This is a genomic window from Streptomyces sp. 3214.6 (assembly GCF_900129855.1).
Lineage (GTDB): Bacteria > Actinomycetota > Actinomycetes > Streptomycetales > Streptomycetaceae > Streptomyces > Streptomyces soliscabiei.
In genome coordinates this window covers 8574375-8596797 of the sequence record NZ_LT670819.1, presented here as the reverse complement: position 1 = coordinate 8596797, position 22423 = coordinate 8574375, and the positions used below count along the sequence as shown (strand labels likewise).

Annotated in this window: 16 protein-coding genes and 1 pseudogene; 6 read left to right on the top strand and 11 right to left on the bottom strand. The window is 71.0% G+C overall.

Going from position 1 to position 22423, the window contains the following annotated elements:
* The first annotated feature begins 91 nt into the window (after positions 1–91).
* The 3 genes from B5557_RS38805 to B5557_RS38795 all read left to right on the top strand — a co-directional run bounded on the left by B5557_RS38805 (position 92) and on the right by B5557_RS38795 (position 7753).
* On the top strand, positions 92–2062 hold the full coding sequence (locus B5557_RS38805; protein WP_079663878.1) for a tachylectin-related carbohydrate-binding protein: 1971 nt from the start codon (positions 92–94) through the stop codon (positions 2060–2062).
* 228 nt (positions 2063–2290) lie between these two features.
* Positions 2291–4258, top strand: a complete 1968-nt coding sequence (locus tag B5557_RS38800) for a tachylectin-related carbohydrate-binding protein (protein WP_079663877.1) — start codon at positions 2291–2293, stop codon at positions 4256–4258.
* A gap of 117 nt (positions 4259–4375) precedes the next feature.
* Complete coding sequence (locus tag B5557_RS38795; RefSeq protein WP_079663876.1) at positions 4376–7753, top strand: sialidase family protein; 3378 nt, start codon at positions 4376–4378, stop codon at positions 7751–7753.
* A gap of 52 nt (positions 7754–7805) precedes the next feature.
* On the opposite strand, the pseudogene B5557_RS38790 reads toward B5557_RS38795, so the two are convergent.
* Together B5557_RS38790 and B5557_RS38785 are read right to left on the bottom strand one after the other, a co-directional pair.
* Positions 7806–8033 (bottom strand): annotated as a pseudogene (locus B5557_RS38790) (alpha/beta hydrolase); the annotation flags it as partial.
* Between the two features lie 29 nt (positions 8034–8062).
* On the bottom strand, positions 8063–8572 hold the full coding sequence (locus tag B5557_RS38785) for a CGNR zinc finger domain-containing protein (RefSeq protein ID WP_079663875.1): 510 nt from the start codon (positions 8570–8572) through the stop codon (positions 8063–8065).
* Between the two features lie 37 nt (positions 8573–8609).
* Between B5557_RS38785 and B5557_RS38780 the strand changes: the two genes are divergently transcribed.
* Both B5557_RS38780 and B5557_RS38775 read left to right on the top strand, forming a co-directional pair.
* The gene (locus B5557_RS38780) at positions 8610–9311 is read left to right on the top strand and encodes a hypothetical protein (RefSeq protein WP_079663874.1); all 702 of its coding nucleotides are present in this window, start codon (positions 8610–8612) and stop codon (positions 9309–9311) included.
* Between the two features lie 119 nt (positions 9312–9430).
* Positions 9431–10708: a PIN-like domain-containing protein gene (locus B5557_RS38775; protein WP_079663873.1), complete on the top strand. Its 1278-nt coding sequence runs from the start codon at positions 9431–9433 to the stop codon at positions 10706–10708.
* Positions 10709–10789: 81 nt separating this feature from the next.
* On the opposite strand, the gene B5557_RS38770 is transcribed toward B5557_RS38775, so the two are convergent.
* The 4 genes from B5557_RS38770 to B5557_RS38755 form a co-directional block, all read right to left on the bottom strand.
* The gene (locus B5557_RS38770) at positions 10790–12211 is read right to left on the bottom strand and encodes an aldehyde dehydrogenase family protein (RefSeq protein ID WP_079663872.1); all 1422 of its coding nucleotides are present in this window, start codon (positions 12209–12211) and stop codon (positions 10790–10792) included.
* Positions 12211–13089, bottom strand: a complete 879-nt coding sequence (locus B5557_RS38765) for an SDR family NAD(P)-dependent oxidoreductase (RefSeq protein WP_079663871.1) — start codon at positions 13087–13089, stop codon at positions 12211–12213. Before B5557_RS38765 ends, B5557_RS38770 begins: the two co-directional genes overlap by 1 nt.
* Positions 13086–14432, bottom strand: coding sequence for a flavin-containing monooxygenase (locus B5557_RS38760; RefSeq protein ID WP_173877782.1), 1347 nt, complete (start codon positions 14430–14432; stop codon positions 13086–13088). The genes B5557_RS38765 and B5557_RS38760 overlap by 4 nt, the downstream gene beginning before the upstream one ends.
* Before the next feature lie 72 nt (positions 14433–14504).
* Entirely contained in the window at positions 14505–15662 is a 1158-nt protein-coding gene (locus B5557_RS38755; RefSeq protein WP_231976143.1) for an MFS transporter, read from the bottom strand.
* A 263-nt stretch (positions 15663–15925) separates the two neighbouring features.
* On the opposite strand from B5557_RS38755, the gene B5557_RS38750 reads away from it, so the two are divergent.
* A complete protein-coding gene (locus tag B5557_RS38750) occupies positions 15926–17017 on the top strand; it encodes an AraC family transcriptional regulator (protein WP_079663869.1) in 1092 nt (363 codons plus the stop codon).
* A 95-nt stretch (positions 17018–17112) separates the two neighbouring features.
* Here the strand turns inward: B5557_RS38750 and B5557_RS38745 are convergent, their stop codons facing one another.
* The 5 genes from B5557_RS38745 to B5557_RS38725 all read right to left on the bottom strand — a co-directional run bounded on the left by B5557_RS38745 (position 17113) and on the right by B5557_RS38725 (position 22417).
* Positions 17113–18255 carry an RNA polymerase sigma factor gene (locus tag B5557_RS38745; protein WP_079663868.1) on the bottom strand — a complete coding sequence of 381 codons (1143 nt, stop codon included), beginning with the start codon at positions 18253–18255 and terminating at the stop codon, positions 17113–17115.
* Positions 18248–18670 (bottom strand): YciI family protein, encoded by a 423-nt coding sequence (locus B5557_RS38740; RefSeq protein ID WP_079663867.1) that lies wholly within the window; start codon positions 18668–18670, stop codon positions 18248–18250. Before B5557_RS38740 ends, B5557_RS38745 begins: the two co-directional genes overlap by 8 nt.
* Positions 18671–18774: 104 nt before the next feature.
* Positions 18775–20016, bottom strand: a complete 1242-nt coding sequence (locus tag B5557_RS38735; RefSeq protein WP_159424475.1) for an ABC transporter substrate-binding protein — start codon at positions 20014–20016, stop codon at positions 18775–18777.
* Between the two features lie 20 nt (positions 20017–20036).
* Entirely contained in the window at positions 20037–20999 is a 963-nt protein-coding gene (locus tag B5557_RS38730; RefSeq protein WP_079663865.1) for a hypothetical protein, read from the bottom strand.
* The gene (locus B5557_RS38725) at positions 20996–22417 is read right to left on the bottom strand and encodes a VWA domain-containing protein (protein ID WP_159424474.1); all 1422 of its coding nucleotides are present in this window, start codon (positions 22415–22417) and stop codon (positions 20996–20998) included. The genes B5557_RS38730 and B5557_RS38725 overlap by 4 nt, the downstream gene beginning before the upstream one ends.
* Between the last annotated feature and the right edge of the window lie 6 nt (positions 22418–22423).

Genomic DNA, 22423 nt, shown 5'->3' with positions numbered 1-22423 from the left:
GTGACAGCGGCCGGTGAGCTCCTTCAGTGCACGACGGCGACTGCGCGCAGCCTGCCCGCGGCCCGCTGACATCCCTCTGAAAGGACCCGCCATGACCCTCTTCACGCGCGGCAGAGCCGCTCGCCTCACGGCCATGGCGGCCGCCGCGGCGGCCGCACTGCCGCTGCTCATCGCCGCGCCGGGCACGGCGCACGCCGCCGATGCCGCGACCTGTAGGACCAACGGCCCGACGTACGGCGTGAACAGCGCCGGCTCCCTGCTGGAGTACAAGCTCAAGTCGCCGATCAACGGCGCCGGCGGATATCTCAGCCCCACCACGATCGGCTCCAGCTGGAACAACTATCCGCTGGTCATCTCCGGCCCGGACGGCAAGTTCTACCTGCTCAAGTCGGACGGCACCTGGTACGGCCGGCGTGACGTCAGCACCGGTGCCTGGGCGGTGAGTCCTCGGAAGATCACGACTGCGTTCGGTTGGCTCGCCGATGCCGCGGACCGCAACCAGGTGACCGTGGACCGCTCCGGCCGCATGTGGGTGCTGCTCGACAACGGCAGCCTCTACTCGTACAGGTACGACGGCTCGGGCGGCGCCTGGACGCCGGCCGACACGAGTTTCCTCCATGACACGGGCTGGAACCGCTACGACCTGATCACCGCAGCGGACGACGGTGTGATCTACGGCCGTGCCGCGGCGGACGGCAAGCTCTACCGCTCCCGCTTCGACAGCACGAGCCAGCGCTGGATCGAGCGCCATGTGCTGGTCAGCTCCAGCGACTGGCACCAGTTCAAGAGCATCACGTCCAACGGCGGTGACACCCTGATGGGTGTCCAGAGTTCCACCGGCCAGCTCTTCTACTACCGGTTCGACGAGAACACCAGATCCTGGCCGGTGAACCGGGTCGAGATCGGCACCTCCGGCTGGCAGAACCTGCTCAGCGTCTCGGGCGCACCGGACAACTGCGGCATCGCCGCAAGCCACACGCCCGCGTCCCCGGCCATCCCACTCGAGTCGTACAGCCGTGGCTCGGTGATGCAGTCCTCCACCGGGTCCGTCGAGTTCGCCTACACCGACAACATCGGACGGCTCGTCCACGGACGCATGGCCGACCCGTCCGACGTCAACGGCGTGCAGTGGACCACCATCTCCGGCAACGAGGCCTTCACCGGTCAGCCCTCGCTCGTCGAGCAGGCGGACGGACGGATCTCGGTCACCGCGCACAACACCTCGGGCAGCGTCTGGCAGCGCAACCAGGTCGCCAAGTCCAGTGCGGACTGGGCGGCCTGGAACGACCAGGCCGGCGCGATGCGGCAGCATGCCACCACCGCGAAGCTGCCTTCGGGACAGCTGGTGCAGTTCGCGGCCGACGCGAACGGCGCACCCTGGTACCGCCTGCAGACCGCGGCCAACGGCGAGTTCCTGGGCTGGCTGCCGCTGTCCGGCACCGGCTTCTCCGGTCCCTTCACGGCGGTGACGGTGCGGGACGGCCTCCAGTTGTTCGGCAAGAACGCCTCCGGCGTCCTGAGCACCGCGCTGTTCAAGGCGGACGGCACGCTTTCCGCCTGGACTTCGCTCGGCGCGCAGGCCATTTCCGGCACCCCGTCCGCCGTGGTCTACCCCGGATACCGCATCCGCGTCTTCGCGACCGACGGGAACGGCAACGTCGTCACCGTCTCCCAGTCCGTCGAAGGCGGGGCGTACGGCGAATGGACGCAGGTCGTCGGGCTCACCGCGCAGGGCTCCCCCAGCGCCGTGATCTCCCCGCTGACCGGCCTCACCGAGATCGTCGTCCGCGGTACGGACGGCTACATCCACAACACCGGTGAGACCACCCAGGGCAGCGGAGTGTGGCGCACCTGGCAGCAGTCCAGCTTCGAGACCTCCGCCACCGAGCCCACGGCCGTCACCTACACCAACGCCAACGGCCCGACCTGGGCGTACTCCTTCCGCACCGCGGACAACCAGACCCGGTTCTACGCGGTCCAGCAAACCGCGGCCCTCTCCACGACGAAGGCCGTCCGGGAGACCCCGGACTTCACCGGACGCAGCCTGCCCACGGCTGACTGACGCCACCCCGCCCCACACATGTGATCGCCGTGTCCGGGGAGGGGCATCCCGCCTCCCCGGGCCCTCACCTGCCGTTCACCGGGCACCGGGGTCAGGGACTGTTCCGTCAACTAGTCATCACACAGGGTCAGTTGAGTCCATCAGTTCACTTTCAAGATCCCTATTGAAGACGTTTGTTCACCTGACTGAAACGGCAGCGTTCACCGTCGGACGCTTAACGTCCATGTCATGAACCGGATTTCACCTCGCGCACTGATCTCCGCCACTGCTCTGGCCACGGCCCTGGCGACCGCCCTGCCGCTCACCGGCGCGCTGCCCTCCGCTCCCGCAGCGGCGGCCGTCTCACTGACCTGCGGCTCCAATGGGGTCACCTACACCCTTGACTCCGCCGGCAAGCTCAACAGAACCGACATGCCGGATCCGGCGGTCGGCAACGCCCTGCCCGCCGGCAGCACCATCGACACCACCTGGACCGGCTACGGCCATATGCTCGCCGGCCCTGGAGCGACCTTCTACGGCATCAAGTCGGACGGGCTGTACTACAGCCACCGGATCAGCTCCAGCAACACCTGGGACGTCCACCACCGGAAGATCAGCTCCAGCTTCGCCCAGTTCAGGGCCGCCGACCGGATCGACGACATCGCCATCGACCGCGGCGGCTACATATGGACGGTCTCCGGCGCCACCAACGACCTGCGCTGGTACCGCTACGACGCGACCGCCAACGAGTTCGTCGAGGGCAGCGGCAAGATCGTCGACAAGGGCTGGAACTACGACGCCATCTACGCGGGCGAGCGCGGCGTCGTCTACGGCCGTGACGCGACCGACGGCAAGCTCTACCGCTCGCGCTACGACTACACCAGCCAGCGCTGGATCGAACGCCATGTGCTGGAGTCCGCCGCCGACTGGAGCGACACCAAGTTCATGCCGTCGTACGGCGGTGACACGCTGTTCCGCGTCAAGGGCGGCGGCGCGGTCACGTACTACCGCTTCGACGAGGACATCCGCGACTGGGCCGTGTACAACAAGCAGGTCGAGGCGTCCGGCTGGGCCGGCTACGTCTCGGTCTCGGCGGCGCCCGACATCTGCAGGCTCAACGTCAACCACACGCCCGCGGCGACGCCCGTGCCGCTGGAGTCGTACACCCCCAACTCCGTCATGCAGGCGTCCGACGGCAAGCTGGAGCTCGCCTACACCGACAACATCGGCCGCCTGGTCCACGGCCGCACCGACCCGGCCGACATCAACGGCGCCCAGTGGACGGTGATCTCCGGACAGGAGGCCTTCACCGGCCGGCCCTCGCTCTCCGAGCACACCGACGGCCGCGTCGTCGTCACCGCCCACAACACCTCCGGCAGCGTCTGGCAGCGCAACCAGAGCGCCGTGAGCAGTGCCGACTGGGGCAACTGGATCGATCTGGCCGGCGCCATGCAGCAGCACGCGGTCACCGGCAAGACCCCCACCGGTCTCATGACCCAGTTCGCCCTCGACGCGAGCGGCAAGCCCTGGTACCGCATCCAGCAGCGCGCCAACGTCGACTTCATGGGCTGGATGCCGCTCTCCGGCACCGGCTTCACCGGCCCCCTCACCGCCGTCAGTGTGCGCGACGGCATCCAGCTCTTCGGCAGGAAAGCCGACGGCACCCTCTCCACGGCCCTTTTCAAGGAGAACGGCACCCTCTCGGCATGGACCGCCCTCGGCGCCCAGGCCGTCACGGGCACCCCGTCGGTCGTCGTCTACCCGGGCTACCGCATGCGCGTCTTCGCCACGGACGCGAGCGGCAACGTGGTCACCACCGCCCAGTCCGCCGAGGGCGGCGCGTACGGGACGTGGGACACCATCGGCGGGATCACCGCGCAGGGCTCCCCCAGCGCCGTCATCTCCCCGCTGACCGGCCTCACGGAGATCGTCGTCCGCGGCGCCGACGGCACCGTCCACAACACCGGCGAGACCACCCAGGGCAGCGGCGCCTGGCGCGCCTGGCAGCAGGTGAGCTTCGAAGCCTCGGCCACCGAGCCGACCGCCTTCACCTACACCAACGCCACCGGCCCGACCTGGGCCTACACCTTCCGTACCGCCGACAACCAGACCCGCATCTACCAGGTCCAGCAGACCTCTTCACTCGGCGCCCTGCGCGCCGAGGCCGACGCGCCGGACTTCCGGGGCGGCAAGCTGCCCAACCCCCCGGCCAAGTGATCACACCGTAAAGGAGGCCCTGGCGGCCCGCCGGTCGGCAGGCCCCCGCCGCCTCCGCCGCCCGCGGCGGTCCGCTGAGGCCAGGTCCTCACCTCACCAGAAAGGGTCTGCACCGCCGTGTCCCGGCTACGCGTACGCGCCCTCGGCGCCGCCCTCGTCACCCTGCCCCTGATCCTCCTCGGAGCCGTCGCTCCGCCCGCCGCCGCCGGCGGTACACAGCCGTCGGCCGACGCTCTCATCGGAAACGAACAGATCCTTTTCCGCTCCGGAACCGCCGGATACGGCTGTTTCCGCATACCCACGATCGTCCGTACGAAGGCGGGCACCCTGCTCGCCTTCGCGGAGGCCCGCCGCTCTCCCTCCTGCGCCGACCGGGGTGCGATCGACGTCGTCGTCCGCCGCTCCACCAACGGCGGCCGCACCTGGGGCCCCGTCCGCGTGGTGCTCGCCGGCAGCGACACCGACCCGGAGACGCCCTACACGCGCGGCAACCCCTCCCCCGTGGCCGACCTGCGCACCGGCGACGTCCAGTTGCTCTCCACGTCGGAACCGGCCGTGCCGGGCGGCAAGCGGCTGCCGCGGGTCCAGCGCAGCACGGACGACGGGCTGACCTTCGGTGCGCCGAAGGCGCTGCCGCGGCTGTCGAACCCGCAGGACGGCTGGTTCGGCACCGGCCCCGCGCACGGCATCCAGCTCAAGCGCGGCGACAAGGCGGGCCGGCTGGTGGTGGGGGCGTACGAGTCCCCGCCACAGCCCGGTCAGGATCCCCAGCTCGTCGGGGTGCTCTACAGCGACAACGGCGACGACTGGTTCGCGAGCGCCACGGCCGACTCCGCCGGGCCGGGGATGTCGCCGGGCGAACCCACCGTCGCCGAACTCGACAACGGGAATGTCTACATCAACGCCCGGAACAACAACGGCTCTTCGTCCGGGCACCGCACGCACGCCGTCAGCACCGACTCCGGTGCGACCGTGCCCGCGCAGCAGGTCGTGCCCTCGCTGACCACGCCCGAGGTGCAGGCGTCGGTCCTGGCGCTGGAGCAGACCTACCGGGCCACGCCCGGTGACACGCTCGTCCTGTCGGCTCCCTCGCACCCGACGGACCGACAGAACATGCGGATCCGCTACTCCACGGACCGCGGCACCACCTGGCACGACGCCGCGCAGATCAACGCCAAGCGGGCCGGCTACTCGGACCTGGTCGAGCTGACCGACGGCGAGATCGGTCTGGTCTACGAGGGCGGCGACGGCTTCTCCGCGGCCAACATCTACTTCAACCGCTTCACCCCGGCGGCGGCCGGCGTGCCGGGCACCTTCACCGGCGCGGTGTACCCACAGGCCTCCCAGGCCGCGGGACGCACCACCCCTGACACCACGCCGGACGCCAACGACGCCTATCTCGCCGGGAGTTCGGCGCTCGGCACCGGCAGTTGGGGCCAGGGTCTGGCCCTCGACGCCACCGGTGAGTACGCCGACGTGCCGTACACGCCGGGAATCGACCCGGGCGACGGCGACTTCACCTACTCGCTGTTCTTCAGGTACCGGGCGCAGCCCGGCGAGACCCAGCAACGGGTACTGATGTGGGCCTACGGGTACGGCGCGACGAAACCGCAGGTGTGGGTGCGCGCCCAGCCCGGCCAGAACCGGCTGTACGCCTGGGTGCAGGGCACCGGCGGCGGCGCCTCCGTCGCCCTGACCGACCCCGGCCCGTCCACCGCTTTCGGCGACGACGCCTGGCACCAGCTGACGCTGGTGCGCAGCGGAGGACGGATCACGCTCTCGGTGGACGGCACGTCGTCGGCGCAGGCCACCGGGGTGGCCGGGTCGGTCAGCGCCGACCGCGTGGACGGCGTCGACGGGATCCGGCTCGGGGCCAAGCCCGACAGCGCGGCCGGTGACCCCTTCAGCGGCGGCCTGGACGAGTTCCGCATGTACCGCAGCGCTCTGACGCAGACCCAGCTCGCCGAGTTGCGCACGGCGAACGCGGCCCCTTCCGCAGACGGTTCACTCGGTGTGCGGCTGCCGTTCCAGGTCGTCGACACGGCCGATGTACCCGCGCTGACCTCGGTCGCGATCGAGGACGACGTCTCGGGACACTGCGCCGACGGGACCCTGCTCGGCGGGGTGCCCGCCGAGGTGGCCGGCCGGGTCGGCAAGGGCGCGATCTCCGTCACGGCGTCCCGACCTGGCGTCGAGGTCCCCTATCTGCCGGCCCTCGACGTCGGATCGGGTGACTTCACCTACACCCTGTGGTTCCGGCACACCCTGACCGGGGCCGACGCGAACGCCGCGCTGCTGTGGGCCTACGGCTCGGTCACGGGCGAGCCCTCGCTGTGGGTGCGGGCGCAGCCGTCCCAGCGGCGGCTGCTCGCCTGGGCCGAGACACCCGCGGGTGCGGTGCAGGTGGCACTCGGGGACACCGGCCCGTCGGCCGCCTTCGGGGACGGCGCCTGGCATCTGCTGGCGGTCACCCGAAGCGGTGGCACACTGCGGCTGAGCGTCGACGCGACCACGTCCGCCGAGGCAACCGGGCTGTCCGGCACGCTCACCTCCACCACGACGCCGGAGGGGCTGAGGGTCGGCTCCAAGCCGGGCAACCTCGATGTGTTCACCGGCTCCCTGGACGACGCCCGGCTCTACAAGCGGGCGTTCACAACGGACGAGTTGACGAGAATCGCGCAGTCCGTCGTCGGCTCCTCGGGCGGCTACCCGGCCGACAGGCCCGCCCTGTCGTGGTCCATGGAGAACGGCAACACCCAGGCCCACCAGGTGGTCAGGCCGGCAGCTGGCCCGGCCACCCCGGACTCCTCGGTGCACTGCAACCACGCCTTCGTACGGGGCGGAGCGCGTCCCGCGGCTACGGCGGGAGGCGGCAGGTTCGGGGCGGGGCTCCCCCTGGACGGCACGGACGACTCCGTCGAGCTGCCGTACGGCGCGGACGAAATCCTCGGCTCCCGTGACTTCACCGTGGCGACATGGCTGCGCTACACGGCCGGCCAGACAAGCGCCAACCAGGTCGTCTTCTGGGCGTACGGCGTCGGCGCCGCCGAACGGCAGGTGTGGCTGCGGGCCCAGCCAGGCCAGGACCGGCTCGCCGCGGTGCTGCAGACCGACACGGCCACCACCACCGTCTACGCGGGCGACGGCAGCGCGGCCTACGCCTTCGGGGACGGCGCCTGGCACCACGTGGTACTCGAGCGTTCGGGCGGGAAGCTGAGCCTGTCGGTGGACGGCGGGCCGCCCGGCGAAGCGCCGGCTCCGGCCGGCTCGGTGACGTACGAGGACGGCTTCGCCGTGCTCGGTCTGCATCTGGGCGCAAGGCCGGACGGCCACGACCGGCTCAAGGGCTCCCTGGACGAGTTCCGCCTGGTGCGGCGCGCGCTGACGGCGGAGGAAGTGACCGCCCTGCGCACGTCCAACGCGGACACCGGGACGGCCACCACCGTCCGGCTCCCGTTCGAGACGCTGTCCGCCGAGCCGTACGCCCGGATGTGACCTGGATCCGCCGAACGTTCTCAGGACATGCGCAACCGCTGCTGCCGGCCGTTCAACTCCGGTCGGCGAGAGCATCCCTGAGGAAGGGGCCGCCCTGCCTGATCGCCGCCACGGTCGGCGGGCTGTCCCGCAGTGGAATCAGGGACACGAAGTCATGCACGGTCCCCAGGTAGCGGACGGCGGTCACCGGGACGCCGGCCTGTCGCAGCAGGCGGGCGTGCTGTTCGCCTTCGTCCCGTACGACGTCCGCCTCCGCCGTCACGATCAGGGCGGGAGGCAGCGTCGGCCCACAGGCCGCCACGCGACGGGTCAGTGTCCAGCCTTGCGGCGGGCACGGTAGGCGGCGACGGTGGTCCGGCTGGCGCAGGCATTGGAGCAGAACCGCCGGGTGCGGTTGCGGGAGTCGTCGACATAGAAACGCTCACAGTCGGCAGCGTGGCAGCGGCCGATCGTCACGGCCGGGTCGCCGCAGACGACGTGCGCGAGTGCCGCGGAGCAACTGCGCCCGAGCCAGCTCACGGCGTCCTCGCCGTTGGGAGCGAAGTGCAGATGTGGCGCGCCTTCGCCGTTGTGGTCGTCGACCCGGACAAGCGGCGGGTGCTGTTCCAGCAGGGCATTGACGGGGCCGAGCGGCCCGCCTTGGGATGCGGCCTCCACCGCGCCGAGCAGCCTGGGCAGGAACTCGCCGAGCCGCTCGGGGTCCGGTTCGACGATCCGGTGCTGGAGAAACATCTCCCGGCGCAACTCGCTCGGGTCGTCGCCGTTGACGATCTCGACCGCGAGTCGGGTCAGATTCCCGATGTAGTCGACGTAACGCACTTGACCACCTACCTCCCACGCCTGAAGAGTAGGCATCATGACCAATGATGCCACCTACATGATGGACGGCTCAACCGCCGTCGCGCGAATGCTGCACCGTATGGGCCGGTGGGACGAGGCGCTGGCCCTCCTGCCGACGGACGCGGTGGCGGAGCGGGCCGAGATCCTGGTGGACCGCCACTGGTGGAGGCTGGACGGGGCCGCGGCGGCCGAGGAGGCGGTCAGCGCACTCCAGCCGTCCGACCCCGTACTCGCCGGATTCCTTTCCGCGCAGATCCGCTACACCCGGCTGCTGTTCAGCCTGGACCCGCTCCCCGAAGACTTCCAGCGGGCTCGCGAGGACTTCACCACCGCCACGGCCGACCCACGGCTGACCGGCTGGGCCACGTTCTGGCTCGGAGTGCTCGCCGACAACATCGACAAGGATCCCGACGCTGCCAAAACGGCCTATCGACAGGCGCTGGGGCACGCCCAGGAGCATGGCGACGCACTGCTGGAGTCCTACGCCGTACGCCACATCGGCGCCCACCTCCTGGAACGGGACCGGGAACAAGGCATCGCCCAGCTGCGCCGGTCCTACCACCTGCGAGCGTCCCTCGGCGCCCGCCCACAAACGGCAGCAGCGGCCCTCACTCTCGCCGGCGAACTGCCCCCTGGAGCCGAAACCGACCAGCTCCGCGAGATATCCGGCCTGACCGCCCGCGAACTGCAACTGACCTGGCTGCTACGCGCCCTTTGACGGCACCGTGTCACCTGCTGATCGTGCATCCGACCGTTCGCCGCTCCCCTCCCTGCCCGCAGTCCTAGGATCGCCAGGGGTAAGTCGGTTGCGGACAGGGGTGGTTCAGAGTGAGTGGCATGACCGAGGGCGCGGACGGTCGAGGGCTTTTCGACGACTTCGGAGCCTTTCGGACTCCCACGACCGACGACTTCACCACCGTACTGACCCGCGGACTGGTCGCCCCCGACGCCAACGTGCTGCTGAACCTGTACCGGTACACCGAAAAGGCCCGGGGCGACCTGCTGGACGCGCTCCTCGCGCTGGAGGACCGGCTGTGGGTTCCTCACCAGGTCCTCGTGGAATTCTGGCGGAACCGCGAGAGCACCCTCAGTGACGCGCGGTCGTCCGGGGCGCAAGCCGCCGAGGACATGGCCGGTCACGCGGCCCAGGCGGAGCGGACCCTGCGTACCTGGGCCAATCGCGTCGCCCTGCCCGAGGAGGAGACCGAACGGCTGCGCAGTCAGCTGAACGAGGTCTTCGACGACGTGCAGGAGACGATCGTCAAGGTGGGCGACGGCGAGTGGCAGAACATCACCCAGGACACGAGCACCGACCCGGTCATCGCCAGACTGGAGCCCGGTCTCGACGGTCACGTCGGTGCCCCGCTGAGTCAGGCCGACTACGACAAGGCCATCGCGGAGGGGATGCGCCGGGTCGACAAGCGTCTGCCTCCGGGCTACATGGACAACGCCAAGGAAGGCGTGGGGGCCGCCGCCGACTATCTCATCTGGGAGCAGATCCTGCGCGAGTCGGCCCGCCGCCGCTGTGACGTCCTGTTCGTGACGGCGGACGCCAAGGAGGACTGGTGGCGCAAGGAGCAGGGCTTCAACCGCGGTCCCCGGCCGGAACTGACCGAGGAACTGAGGACCCGCGGCGGCGGCCGGCTCTTCATGCTCAGCCCCAAACGGTTCCTGGAGGTCGCCGCGCCGATCCTTGAGGTCCGTCTACAGGAAGGATCCGTCGAGGACATCGAACGGGTGGAGCGGATCGGCACCGAGGAGACCTACGGAGGCTGGACCGCGAGCACGCTCCAGGAGCTCTTCGACCGGCTGACCTACGAAGGCCGCGGAGACCGGGTGGCCGTGATCAAGTACGCCGCCGAGATGAACGGTGTCGCCGACGCCAGGAGTGTCTACGACATCTGCGAATACCCCGAGGACCGCACCCTCCGGGGCTTCACCAAGCCCGTCACCCGGATCGCCACCCTGATGAGGAATGTCGGGACGATCCCGGACTCGGCGGTCACGGTCCTCGAAGCGAAGTACGAGGCGGGCCCCGGTCCCGCGTCCGGCTTCGCCGTCCACCCCCTCCTGGTCCCGCTGATCAACGACCTCACTGACGAAGAGGAGCAGTAGCGGGCAGCAGGGAGCCCATACCGCAGGCGAGGGCGTCGATGCCGGCCACCTGCGCATCGGCTCGCCCAGAAACGCGGACTCTCAGCGGGTGCGGATCCAGACGGTCTTCTGCCGGGTCCACTGGTCGAAGGCGTCGGTCGATTTCTCCACGCCGCCGAACCCGGACTGTTTCCAGCCGCCGAAGGGTGTGGTGATGTCGCCCTCGCTGTAGGCGTTGACGGAGACCACGCCGGCCTGGACGCCGCGTGCCAACCGGAGGGCGGTGTCGAGGTCGCGGGTCCATACGGAGGCGGCGAGCCCGTATTCGGTGGCGTTCGCCAGATGCGTCGCCTCCTCTTCGGAGGTGAAGGTCTGGACGGTGACGACGGGGCCGAACAGTTCCCTGGTGAGTACGTCGCTGCCGTCGGGCGCGTGGGTGATCACGGTGGGCGGGTAGTAGGCCCCGCGCTGCGGCAGGCCGTGCGGCAGCCCTCCGGTGTGGACGCGGGCTCCACCGGCCCGGGCCGCTTCCACCGCCGCCGCGACCCGGTCGAAGGCCGCCCGGTCGATCAGTGGCCCCACCTGGGTGCGAGGGTCCGCCGGAACACCGATGACCAGGCTCTTCGCGGCGGTCGTGAACCGCTCCAGTACCTCGTCGGCGATGCTGTGGTGGACCAGGACGCGGGAACCGGCCGTGCAGTTCTGCCCCATCGTCAGGAACGCGGCCTCGATCATGTGGTCGATGAGCTCGTCCCCGTAGGCGAGCGCGTCGGCCATCAGCACCTGGGGGCTCTTGCCGCCCATCTCCAGCGAGACGCGTTTGAAGTTGCTGTCGGCCGCGTCCTTGAGGATGCGGCGCCCGGTCTCGGTGGAGCCGGTGAACGACAGGGCGCCCACGAGGGGACTGCGGGCCAGGGCGGCGCCGGTGACGGAGCCGTGGCCGGTCAGGACCGTGAGGACACCGTCGGGCAGGCCGGCCTCGGCGGCCAGCCCGGCCAGGTGCAGGGCCGAGCGCGGGGTCGCCTCGGCGGGCTTGAGCAGCAGACTGTTGCCCGCGGCGAGGGCGGGACCGGCCTTCCACGCGGACATGGCCAGCGGGTAGTTCCAGGGCAGGATCGCCGCCACCACCCCGACCGGCTCCCGGGTCATCAGGCCGAGGCGCTCGTGTCCGCCTCCGGGGGCGACTCTGCCGAACACCTTGTCGGCCGCTTCGGCGAACCAGCGGATCGACTCGACCGCACCGGGTACGTCGCCGGTGAGGCACTCCGTGATCGGCTTTCCAGCGTCCTCGCTGTCCAGCCGGGCCAGGATCCCGGCGTCGCGTTCCATCAGGTCGGCCAGTCGCAGCAGCACCGCGCCGCGCTCCCGGACCGGCAGCCGCGACCAGACGCCGGACGCGAAGACCTGCTCGGCCCGCTCGGCAGCCTTGGCGACGTCCTCGGCGCTCGTGGCGGGCACGGTGGTGATCAGCTCCCCGGTGGCCGGGTTGACGACGTTCAGCGTGGCGGGGCTCTCGGTGAACATCACTTCTCCTCCACCAGTTCCCAGCGTCCGTCGACCTGCCGGGCCAGTCCACGGCGGCGCAGCTCCTCGAGATAGCGGGCCATGCCGCGCTCACCACGTTTACGGAACAGCGGGAACACCTTCGGCAACAGGTTCGGCGCCAGCATCGCGAACCTGACCAGACGGGACTCACCGGTGCGCGGGTAGGCCTCCAGGCGGGGCTTGTCGAGCAGGCTCACCACGGCCGCCACGACGTCGGCGGGCTGCTGTGGCGGGTCCTGGAACTGCATGGAGTTCCCGCCGTCCACGGCTTCCTGACGCAGCATCCGGGTGTCGGTCGCCGACGGCAGCACCGACCCGGCGAGGATGCCCTTGCTCCTCAGGTCGAGCCCGAGGGCGAGCATCGCCCCGCGCAGTCCGAACTTCGAGGCCGTGTAGATGGGGGTCTCGCCCAGCGGGAAGATCCCGCCGAGGGAGACGGTGGTGACCACACGGGCGTCCGGCGAGGCCCGCAGCAGCGGGATCGCGATCCTGGTGGCGACCAGCGGCGAGGTCAGATTGAGGGTGATCTCCTTCTCGATGCTCTCGACGCTGCGCACGTCGAAGCGTTCGGCGCTGGTCATTCCCACGTTGTTGACGAGCGCGTCGAGGCGGCCGTACCCGTCGGCGACCTGGTCGAAAAGGCGCTCCACCTGGGCCCGGTCCACCAGGTCGCAGCCGATGGCGGTGTGGCCGGGACCGGGAAGTCCGACGGCGACCTGCTTCGCGCGGGCCTCGTCGAGGTCGACGACGACGCAGCGGGCGCCCCCGGCGGCGAAGCGACGGCACATCGCGCTGCCGATCCCGCCGGCGCCGCCGGTCACCAGCATGACCTTGTCATGAAAGTCGAATCCGCTCATGACACGGCCTCCACGCCCCGCGGGGACCGAGCGCGCGGCGGCCGGCCTTCGGTGCGCCAGCCCATGTCGGCCGCGATCCTCGCGAGGTGCTTCACAAGGGCCGTGCTGTCGACATAGCCGGTGTGCCGGGGCGAGTCGACGAACCTGATGCCGCCGGACAGGTCCGGACGGTCGGTACGGATCATGCCGGCGAACCGCTCGGCGTTCGGCAGCCGGTGCGCGACATCGTGGATGTGCCCGGCGATCAGCTGGGCCTGGGTGTCGAAGAGCCGGTACGCGCCGGAGTTGGTCTCGACGAAGCCGACTCCGCACAGGCCCTGGTGTTCCCGGGAGAACGACGACAGGTACAGGTCGGGGTGCTGCTCGTCGCCGAAGTACTTCTGCGCGACGGGCACTCGGTGAACGTAGCCGGTGGCCAGCAGGATCAGGTCGAAGTCGTCGCGGGTGCCGTCCGTGAAGTGGACGGTTCTGCCCTCGGTGCGGGCGATCCCCGGTTTGGCGGTGATGTCGCCGTGCTGAAGGTGGTGGATCAGCATCGAGTTGATCGCGGGGTGCGTCTCGAACAGCTTGTGGTCCGGTTTCTGCAGGCCAAGGCGCGTCGGGTCGCCGTTGACGATCCGCAGGAGGGTGCCGAAGACCCGCTGAGCGAGCCACATCGGCAGGTGCGGCCCGCCGCTCGCGATGGTGTCCACCGGGCGGCCGAAGAGGTGCTTGGGGATGAACCAGTAGCCGCGGCGCATGCTGATCACCGCGTGGTCGGCGCTGCGGGCCGCGTCGCAGGCGATGTCGCAGCCGGAGTTTCCGGCTCCCACGACCAGGACCCGCTTGCCGCGCAGTTCCTCCGCGCTGCGGTAGCCGACCGTGTGGCGGACCTCTCCGGTGAAGTTCCCGGGCAGTTCCGGGACGTTGGGGTGCCACTGGGCGCCGGTGCACACCACGACCTGGCCGTGCACGGTCCGCTGTCCGTCGGCGCGGGTGACCGTCCAGGTGCCGTCCGCGTTCTTCTCGACGCCTTCGACCTCGACGCCGAACCGGATGCGCTCCGTCAGTTCATAGGCGTCGGCGAAGGACGTCAGATACGAGAGGATCTGCCGGTGTGGGGGATAGTCGGCGAATGCGTCGGGCATGGGAAAACCTCCGAAGCCCGAGAGGGTTCTGCTGGAAATGAAATGGGCCGACTCGTACATCGGGCTACCGGGGTTGTCGATGTCCCAGATCCCGCCGGGCCCAGTGTGCCGCTCCAGATGCGTGTACGGCAGATTCCGCTCCGCCAGCGCTCTGGCGACCGCCAGCCCGGCAGGTCCCGCGCCGATCACGCATGTGTCGTACTGGATATTTCCCATGAACCAGATTCCTTTTCCAGCCGTTCGCGATCCCATTCCTGAAGGGCTGAAAGGAACTTATTCACCCGCAGTTCAGCGGGAAATGGTCCCCGCGGTCAGAGAGGGGGCCTGGGCGGCCAGCCGGAAGGACCGTGCCGTCGCCAGGAGGGCGAGGACGAGTGCGGCGGGTATCCCGTAGGCGAGCCGGAAGTGGCCGGTGGACCCGAGGATTCCGCTGGCGGCCCCGCCGGCCAGCACCCCCAGGTAGTTGAAGACGTTCATACGGGCCAGGACCGATTCGGTCGCCGCCGGTCGCAGACGCCCGGCCGAGGCGAGGCACAGGGGGACGAGCGCGGAGACCCCGAGCCCGGTGCACGCGGCGGCCAGGACGGCGTACGGCCAGGTGGGGGCGGCCGCCAGTCCGGCCAGGGCCATGGCCGTGAGCAGGGGGGCGGCACGGATCACGGCCGCCGGACCGACGGCCCGTACGAGGTGGTCGGCGCAGGCCCGCCCGGTGACGGTGCCGACCTGGTAGGCCGCATACGCCAGAGGTGCGAGGGACAGAGCGGTGTCCAGGGTCTGGTGGAGGTAGAGCGTCGACCACGACGAGACGGTGGAGTCGATGACGTAGGCGACCAGGAGGACCAGGCCGAACGGGGCGAGCTCGATCCACAGTCCGCGTCCGTGCACCACGGACTCGGCGGGTGGCGAGTCGACGGGTGGTGCGTCGACGGGAAGCTCGTGCGCTCGGACGGTCAGGGCCAGGGCCAGGACGAGGCCGGCCTCGGCGGTCAGGGTGTACTCGGCGGGCCAACCAAGGCGAGCGGTGCCCGCGGTCACCAGCGCGGCGGCGACGCCCGCTGCGCTCCAGGCGGCGTAGAAGGAGGCGAAGATGCTCCGCCCGTAGTGGCGTTCGACGGCGGCGGCCCGGGTGTTCGCCGATACGTCGTTGCAGCCCAGCGCCATGCCGAACAACCCGTAGGACACCGCGGCCACGGCCTCGTCGGGAGCCCGGCCGATCAGCAGCAGGGCCGTGGCGGCGGTCACGACGGCGGCCCGCATGGCGCCCACGGGTCCCAGCCGTCGGATCACGGCCGGTCCGGCGAAACTGCCGACGCCCGCGCTCAACGCGACGGCCACGACGAGCACGGTCATCGTCAGCGGAGAGAGCGAGAGACGCTCCTTGACGGCGGGCACCGTGGTGGACACCGCGGCCACCGCGGCTCCCTGGGCGGCGAACACCGTCGCCACGGCCCGCCGCGCTGCCCTGAGCGGGCTCCGCCGCACGGATCGGCGCCGAGCCGCGGTCCGACGAGGTGCAGTCATCGTGAGCCTTCATTTCTCGCGCACGGCAGGGCGGGTGGCGGGCGGGTTTCCGCACACCGTAGGGAGGGCGGAAAGGCCGTGTGCAGCGCGTCGGAGGCCGAAATGGGGGCTCCGGCGGCCACCCGGGCGACACACGGGGGCCGGTTGCTTACAGTGAAGCGAGAAACGCCCTGGTGAGAGGGAACGCGATGCCTGATGCTCCCGCTCCGGCCAGTTCTCCGGGAACGAGCCGCAGCACCTCCGCCACCATCGCGCCGAACATCCTCCGCTATCTCACCCGGGTCGTCGAGGAGCACGGCGTCGACCTGCAACCGCTGCTGACCCGGGTCGGGCTGGACCCGACGGTGCTGGGCTCCGCCGCGCTGCGGGTCTCCTACCGGCAGGGCAGTGACGTCATCCGGCAGGCGGTGCGGCTGACCGGGGACGAGCACCTGGGGCTGCGCGTGGGCGCGGCGCAGCACCTGACCGCGTGGGGACTGCTCGGCTTCGCCATGATGGCCGCCGCAACTCATCAGGACGCCATCGAGACCGGCGTGCGCTACCAGAACCTCTCCGGGGCGATGACGGTGTGGTCCGCTGGCTGGGAGGACGCCGGCTATGTGCTGCGCGCCGACCTGCCGGACCCCGCGCTGGATCCGACGGTCGGCGTCTTCCTGATCGAGGAGGCGTACTCCAGCGTCGTCACCCTCACCCGGCTGAGCGTCGGCGCCGCGTACGCCCCGCAGGCGGTCGAGTTCGCCTTTCCCGCGCCGCGTGACACACGCCCGTTCGACGAACTCTTCCGCTGCCCCCTGCGCTTCGACGCCGCCGGCAACCGCATGGTGATCCCCGCTCGGTGGGCCCGCGCGGCCATGCCGGGGTGGGACGCCATCACCTATGCCTCGGTGCTGGAGGTGCTGGAGAGGGAGACGGCGTCGCGGCGCGACCAGCAGGACCTGCTGGAGGTGCTGGAGATCTCCATCGCGCAGAGCCTTCCCGCCGTGCCCTCCTTCCCCGAGCAGGCCCGCAGGCACGCGTCCAGCGAGCGCACCCTGCGCCGTCGCCTGGCCGAGTGCGGCACCACCTATGAGGCGATCGTCGACGGGGTACGTCGCGAGCAGGTCGAACAGCTGCTACGACGACCGGAACTGACGCTCCGTGAGATCACCCGCCAGGCGGGGTTCGCCGACGTGAGCGCCCTCCGGCGGGCGGTGCGTCGCTGGCACGGGGCGACCCCGCTGGAGCTGCGCGCCGGGCTGCTGGCCCGGGAGGCGCCGGCCCGAGACGCCCGCGGCCACTGACCAAGATCTTCATCGGTAATGCGGACCTGCGACCGCGCGAGCGCCCTCGGCACGAAGAAGAACCGGGTCTGGCGGCTTCAGGGGTAGGGCCTGAGCTACGACAGGCGGGTGTTGAGGCGGGCGGCCTGGCGGGTCAGGTGGTCGCGTTCGGCGAGGTTGGGCGCCTTGCGGGCCGCCTCGGCGTACATCCGGGCCGCCGTCGCCAGGTCGCCGTCGCGCTCGTGGAGGTAAGCCGCCACCGCGGTGTACCGGGGCAGCGAGTCGTCCAGCGCCGCGAGCGCGGCCAGGCCGGCTCTCGGTCCGTCGGCCTCGCCGACGGCCACCGCGCGGTTGAGCCGGACGACCGGGCTGTCGGTCAGCCGCGTGAGCTCGTCGTACCACTCGACGATCTGCACCCAGTCGGTCTCCTCGGCCGTGGGCGCGTCGGCATGGAGGGCGGCGATGGCGGCCTGGGCCTGGAACTCGCCGAGGCGGTCGCGGGCGAGGGCCGTCTGCAGGATGGCGATGCCCTCGGCGATCGACTTCGTGTCCCAGCGGCTGCGGTCCTGCTCGGCGAGCGGGACCAGGCTGCCGTCGGGCGCGGTCCGGGCGGCGCGGCGGGCGTGGTGGAGCAGCATGAGGGCGAGCAGCCCCGCCACCTCGGGGTGGTCGATCGCCGCCGCGAGCCGGCGGGTGAGCCGGATGGCTTCGGCGGCGAGGTCGACGTCGCCGGAGTAGCCCTCGTTGAAGACCAGGTAGAGGACGCGCAGGACGGTGGCGACGTCGCCGGGCCGGTCGAACCGCACGCCGGAGACGGTGCGCTTGGCGCGGCTGATTCGCTGCGCCATGGTCGCCTCGGGCACCAGGTAGGCCTGGGCGATCTGGCGGGTGGTGAGGCCGCCGACGGCCCGCAGGGTGAGGGCGACGGCGGAGGACGGGGTGAGCGAGGGGTGGGCGCACAGGAAGTAGAGCTGGAGCGTGTCGTCCACGGCGGTCGTGGGGCCGGGCGCCGGTTCGTCCTCGATACGGTCCTCACGTCGACGGCGTGCGGTGTCCGCGCGGGTCTGGTCGAGGAACTTCCGCCAGGCCACGGTGACCAGCCAGCCCTTGGGATCGCGGGGTGGGTCGGCCGGCCAGCCGCGGACCGCCTCGACGAGCGCGTCCTGGACGGCGTCCTCGGCCGCCGCGAAGTCTGCTCCGCGGCGGACGAGGACGGTGAGCACGCTCGGCGTGAGGCTTCTCAGCAGTGCCTCATCCACCGGCGTGGCAGTCCATGTCGGTGGGCGACGCGCCGTAGAACGGGCGCAGCTCCAGCCACTCGTGGATCGGGTTCCCGCCGGCCCCGGGGGCGGCCGACAGCTCCCCGGCCAGCTCGACGGCCCGCTCGTAGCTGTCGACGTCGATCACCATCCACCCGGCGATGAGGTCCTTGGTCTCGGCGAACGGTCCGTCGGTGACGGGCGGGCGCCCCTCGCCGTCGTACCGCACCCATGTCCCCTCGGGGGCGAGCGCCTGACCGTCGACGTACTCCCCGCTCTTCTCCAGCCGCTCCGCGAAGTCCCGCATGTACTGCACGTGCTCCGAGATCTCCTTGGGCGTCCACTGCTCCATGGGCACGTCGTTGACCGCGGCCGGGGCTCCGCGGTAGTGCTTCAGCAGCAGGTACTTGGCCATGGTGGTTCTCCTCGGTCCTGGTGCGACCCCTTGTGGTCGCGTTCGTAGCAGGGACGGAGCCGGCCGCGGGTTCTCGACATCACGGCGCGAACTATTTTCCCGCGTTACGACGAGCTCGTCAGCGTCGCGCAGAGCTTGTCCGGGGGGACGGGGGATTTCCCCAGCTTGTGCTGGACTTCGTCGAGATCGTCGAGGAGGCCGGTGGGGTCCTTCGTGCCGGCGGTCGCGTAGTCGAGCACGGCCCGGTAGAAGGCGGCCGACACATCGGGGGTCATCGTGTCGGCCGCGCCGAAGCACAGCGTGTAGCCGGAGTCCGGACGGAGCATGCCGGCTATCCGCTGCTGGACGGCGTCGTCGTAGCGGGTGACCTGGCTGTCGGCGGAGAACGCGGAGCCCGCTCCCTGGTTCACCCAGGACTGCTGGGCCTTCGTCTCCGCGAGGTAGGCGATGAAGGCCTCGGCGCTCGGATTGTCGTGGGTGAACATGCCGACGAAGTCCGCCGAGACCTCCAGTCGGCGCGTCGAGGAGGACGGCAGGTAGTCGTGGCTCTGCCCCTTTCTGAACCCCATCGCGGACAGCGCGCCGTGTGCGAGGGAGCAGGTGCGGGGTGTGCCGGCCATTCCCGCGGCGGCCTCGCCGAAGTTGCGGACGGCGGCGCCCTCGACACCGGTCCCCACGAGGTTGCGCCAGGTGGTCCACGCCTGCTTGAGCGGGGGCGAGTTCCATTCCAGGGCGCCCGAGAGCCACTGCTTGTAGGCGGCGCCGTCGCCCTGGGCGAGCAGGATGTCGGCGATCCAGTCGGCGCCGGGCCAGCCGGAGGTGGGGCCGGACTCCAGTCCGAGGCACCAGGTCCCGGTCTTGCGGAGGTCGGCCGGCGACGGCCGCCCGGTCACCGCGGGGTCGAACCAGACGAGGCTCTTGACGTCCACCTTCACGGGCACCGCGTAGACCTCGCCCCGCACCTTCGACAGCCCGCGGAACGGCTCCAGATAGGCGTCCGTGGGGACCCGGAGCGGTTGTAGCTTCCTGTCGTTCTCCGCTTCCCGGTCCGCGTACCGGTAGATGGCTCCGACGCTGGGCAGCATGGCGAGGTCGGGCGGCGCCCCGGCCGCCACCGCGGCGTCGAGCTGCTGGGTCAGGGCGCGGGTGACCTGCACGTCCACCTGGATGCCGGTGTCGTCCTCGAAGGACTTGACGACCGAGTAGAACGCCTGGAACTCGTTGCCGGACCAGGGGATCATGATCGTCACCCGGTCGTGTCCGGGGCCGCTGCCGCAGCCGGCCGCGGCCAGCAGCAGGCCCAGGACCAGGACGCAGCGCGCGAGGCGCGCCGGCAGCGTTCTCATGGCCGTGTCCCTGACCGTGGTCATGCGCGCGGGAACCGGTACTCGGCGAGGCGGGGGCGGTAGCCGAGGTAGGCGAGCGCGGCGGCGGCCGCGAGGAGGCCCAGGGCGAGCGTCGTCGTCAGCCAGTGTCCGATCAGTGGATGCCGGCTGAGCGCCTGGGCGTCGTGCCGGCACAGCAGGCTGGCGGTGATCCCGACCGCCGCGGTGGCCACCGGTGCGAGGACCAGCTGGGGGCTGACACGGCGGCGGAAGCGGCGTACGACGATCCGGCCGGTCGCGAGCACGCACAGGAGCAGGACGGCCGCGGGTCCGACGAGCAGGGACCAGACGTAGGCGGGGCTCAGCCAGTGCGACTCACGCTGGGCGTCGAGGGCCTGTCGCTGCATGTTCTCGAGGTCGGTGAGCGATGCCTTGAGGCCGCCGGTGCCCGGGATGGGGTCGTCCGTCCCGGGTTCTCGCGCGTTCGGGGCGGTCAGGGCCTGCCGGGCGGTGGTCAGACCGGCCCGCCCGCTGCGGGCGTAGTCGCGCACCGCCGTGTTGGCGAGCTGGACGCAGGTGGTCAACTGTCCCTGGATGAACTGGAATTGGGCCTGCCCCCGGTTTCCGGCCGCGTTGCCCTCGGCCGCCGAGGTGACGAGGGTGTTCACGCGTGCGGTGTCGTTGGCGAACTCGGTGCCCGTGCCGATGAGGGTGACCTGGCCGGTGTCGGCGGCCTTCGCGAGCGCCTTGTCCGCGGCCACGGCCGTGTCCCGTGCCTGGACGATGTCCTCGATGGCGCCGCCGGTGCGCCTCGCGGCGGCCAGCTGGTCGCCGGCCCGCGTCGACACCAGCAGATAGAGCAGTGCCGTGGCCAGCACCATGGTGATCACGCCCGCTCTGAGCCAGCGCAGCACCCGCACCGGATGGACCGCCCGGGCCCGTGTTCCCCAGCCGGTCAACGCCTCGCGCAGGGACCGTCGGGGCTGCGTGGTCGCTGCGCTCATGCGGCGTCCACCGGGGTGCCGTCCGTCGTCGCCTCGTCGAAGCGGTGGCCGCAGTTCTCGCAGAACCTGGCGGAGCGCGCCGAGGTCGTCGCCCCGCAGCGCGGGCAGTCGCGCGTGGACGGGCCGTCGGCGGGCGGGAGTTCGAGGGCGTCGACGGGCGGGGCAGCGGTCCTGGTCGATTCGAGGCCGAGTCGTTGCACCTGTCCGCGGGGCGCGTCGCGGCGGACCCGCAGCCTGCCGTCGGGGCCGGTGACCGACACCGAGCGCAGCAGCCGCATGCGCGCGGTGTCCCTGAGCTCCTCGGCGAGTCCCACCGCGATGCGCAGCTCGCGGTCGGCTCGGTCGAAGTCCCTTCGCTGCTGGGCGTCGGCGCAGGCCCGCATGGCCATGCCCAGTTCGTGTTCGTTCTCGACCCGGGTGAGGTCGGCGGACGGCGGGATCCCGAACCCGGGTGTCCCGCGCCGTCGTACGACCATGGCCGTGGTGGCGGAGCACGGCAGGCGTGCGCCGTCGCTCTGTTCGGCGTGCAGGGTGATGCGGGCGGCGCGCAGGTTCTCCTCGACGGTCAGCGTCTCGGGATCGAAGCGCAGCGACACCTGGTACTGGCGTGTTTCGGGCGACCAGGAGCCGAGCGGGACGTGGATCTCGTCGCCATGCAGCTGACGCGTCGTCAGTTCTGCTTCCACGGGACGTGTCTGGCGTACGAAGCCCAGCTGGAAGCGGTCGTTGAGGCGCAGGCCCAGATAGACGCGGGCCACGACGATCCGCTGGGCCTGCTCCATGCTCCGGGTGAAGTCCTCCGTGAGGTCGGAGATGGTGACGACGGCCTCGGCGGTGCCGTGCAGGGCCTCCGTGATCCGCAGCAGTTCGGCGTAGTGCCAGTCCTCGCCGAGTCCGCGCGCGTCGCACACGAAGCGGTCGGTGCACGCCTCGAGCACGCTGTCCAGCTGCTGGGGCGTCTCGTGCTCGTCCTTGCCGTCCGTGTAGAGCACCGCGTGGCGTACGGTCCCGGGGGTCGTCACCGACGCGAAGAGCCGGTCGGCGCAGGCCAGCCACTGGCCGATGGCCGTGCCGCCCTCGGCGAGCTGGCCGATGATCCGGCTCTTGGCCTCCTGCCGGGCCGCGGCGTCGACGAGGGCGAGGCCGCCCGTGGTCGGGTAGACGACCTCGGCCTTGTGGTTGCCCGCGACGATGCCCAGGAGCGTCCCGTCGCGCAGGGTGTCGACGGCCGCGCACATCGCGCGTTTCGCCTCGTCCAGCTTGCCGTGGCCGCGCATGGACAGCGACTTGTCCATGATGAGGATCTCGGCGGCCCCCGTCCGCGGGACCGCGTCGGCGACGGATCGGGCCCCGACGGTGACGAGGGCGTCCGCCCGGGTCTCGTCGTAGGCCAGGTCGGACGGCGCGTCCACGTCCACTTCGAA

What these genes read in the sequence shown, in the direction of transcription:
- B5557_RS38780 (WP_079663874.1), top strand. Translation starts at nt 8,610, where the DNA reads ATGACCAATGATGCCACCTACATGATGGACGGCTCAACCGCCGTCGCG.
- B5557_RS38730 (WP_079663865.1), bottom strand. Translation starts at nt 20,999, where the DNA reads ATGAGCGCAGCGACCACGCAGCCCCGACGGTCCCTGCGCGAGGCGTTG.
- B5557_RS38765 (WP_079663871.1), bottom strand. Translation starts at nt 13,089, where the DNA reads ATGAGCGGATTCGACTTTCATGACAAGGTCATGCTGGTGACCGGCGGC.
- B5557_RS38750 (WP_079663869.1), top strand. Translation starts at nt 15,926, where the DNA reads ATGCCTGATGCTCCCGCTCCGGCCAGTTCTCCGGGAACGAGCCGCAGC.
- B5557_RS38775 (WP_079663873.1), top strand. Translation starts at nt 9,431, where the DNA reads ATGACCGAGGGCGCGGACGGTCGAGGGCTTTTCGACGACTTCGGAGCC.
- B5557_RS38770 (WP_079663872.1), bottom strand. Translation starts at nt 12,211, where the DNA reads ATGTTCACCGAGAGCCCCGCCACGCTGAACGTCGTCAACCCGGCCACC.
- B5557_RS38805 (WP_079663878.1), top strand. Translation starts at nt 92, where the DNA reads ATGACCCTCTTCACGCGCGGCAGAGCCGCTCGCCTCACGGCCATGGCG.
- B5557_RS38735 (WP_159424475.1), bottom strand. Translation starts at nt 20,016, where the DNA reads ATGAGAACGCTGCCGGCGCGCCTCGCGCGCTGCGTCCTGGTCCTGGGC.
- B5557_RS38740 (WP_079663867.1), bottom strand. Translation starts at nt 18,670, where the DNA reads ATGGCCAAGTACCTGCTGCTGAAGCACTACCGCGGAGCCCCGGCCGCG.
- B5557_RS38800 (WP_079663877.1), top strand. Translation starts at nt 2,291, where the DNA reads ATGAACCGGATTTCACCTCGCGCACTGATCTCCGCCACTGCTCTGGCC.
- B5557_RS38760 (WP_173877782.1), bottom strand. Translation starts at nt 14,432, where the DNA reads ATGGGAAATATCCAGTACGACACATGCGTGATCGGCGCGGGACCTGCC.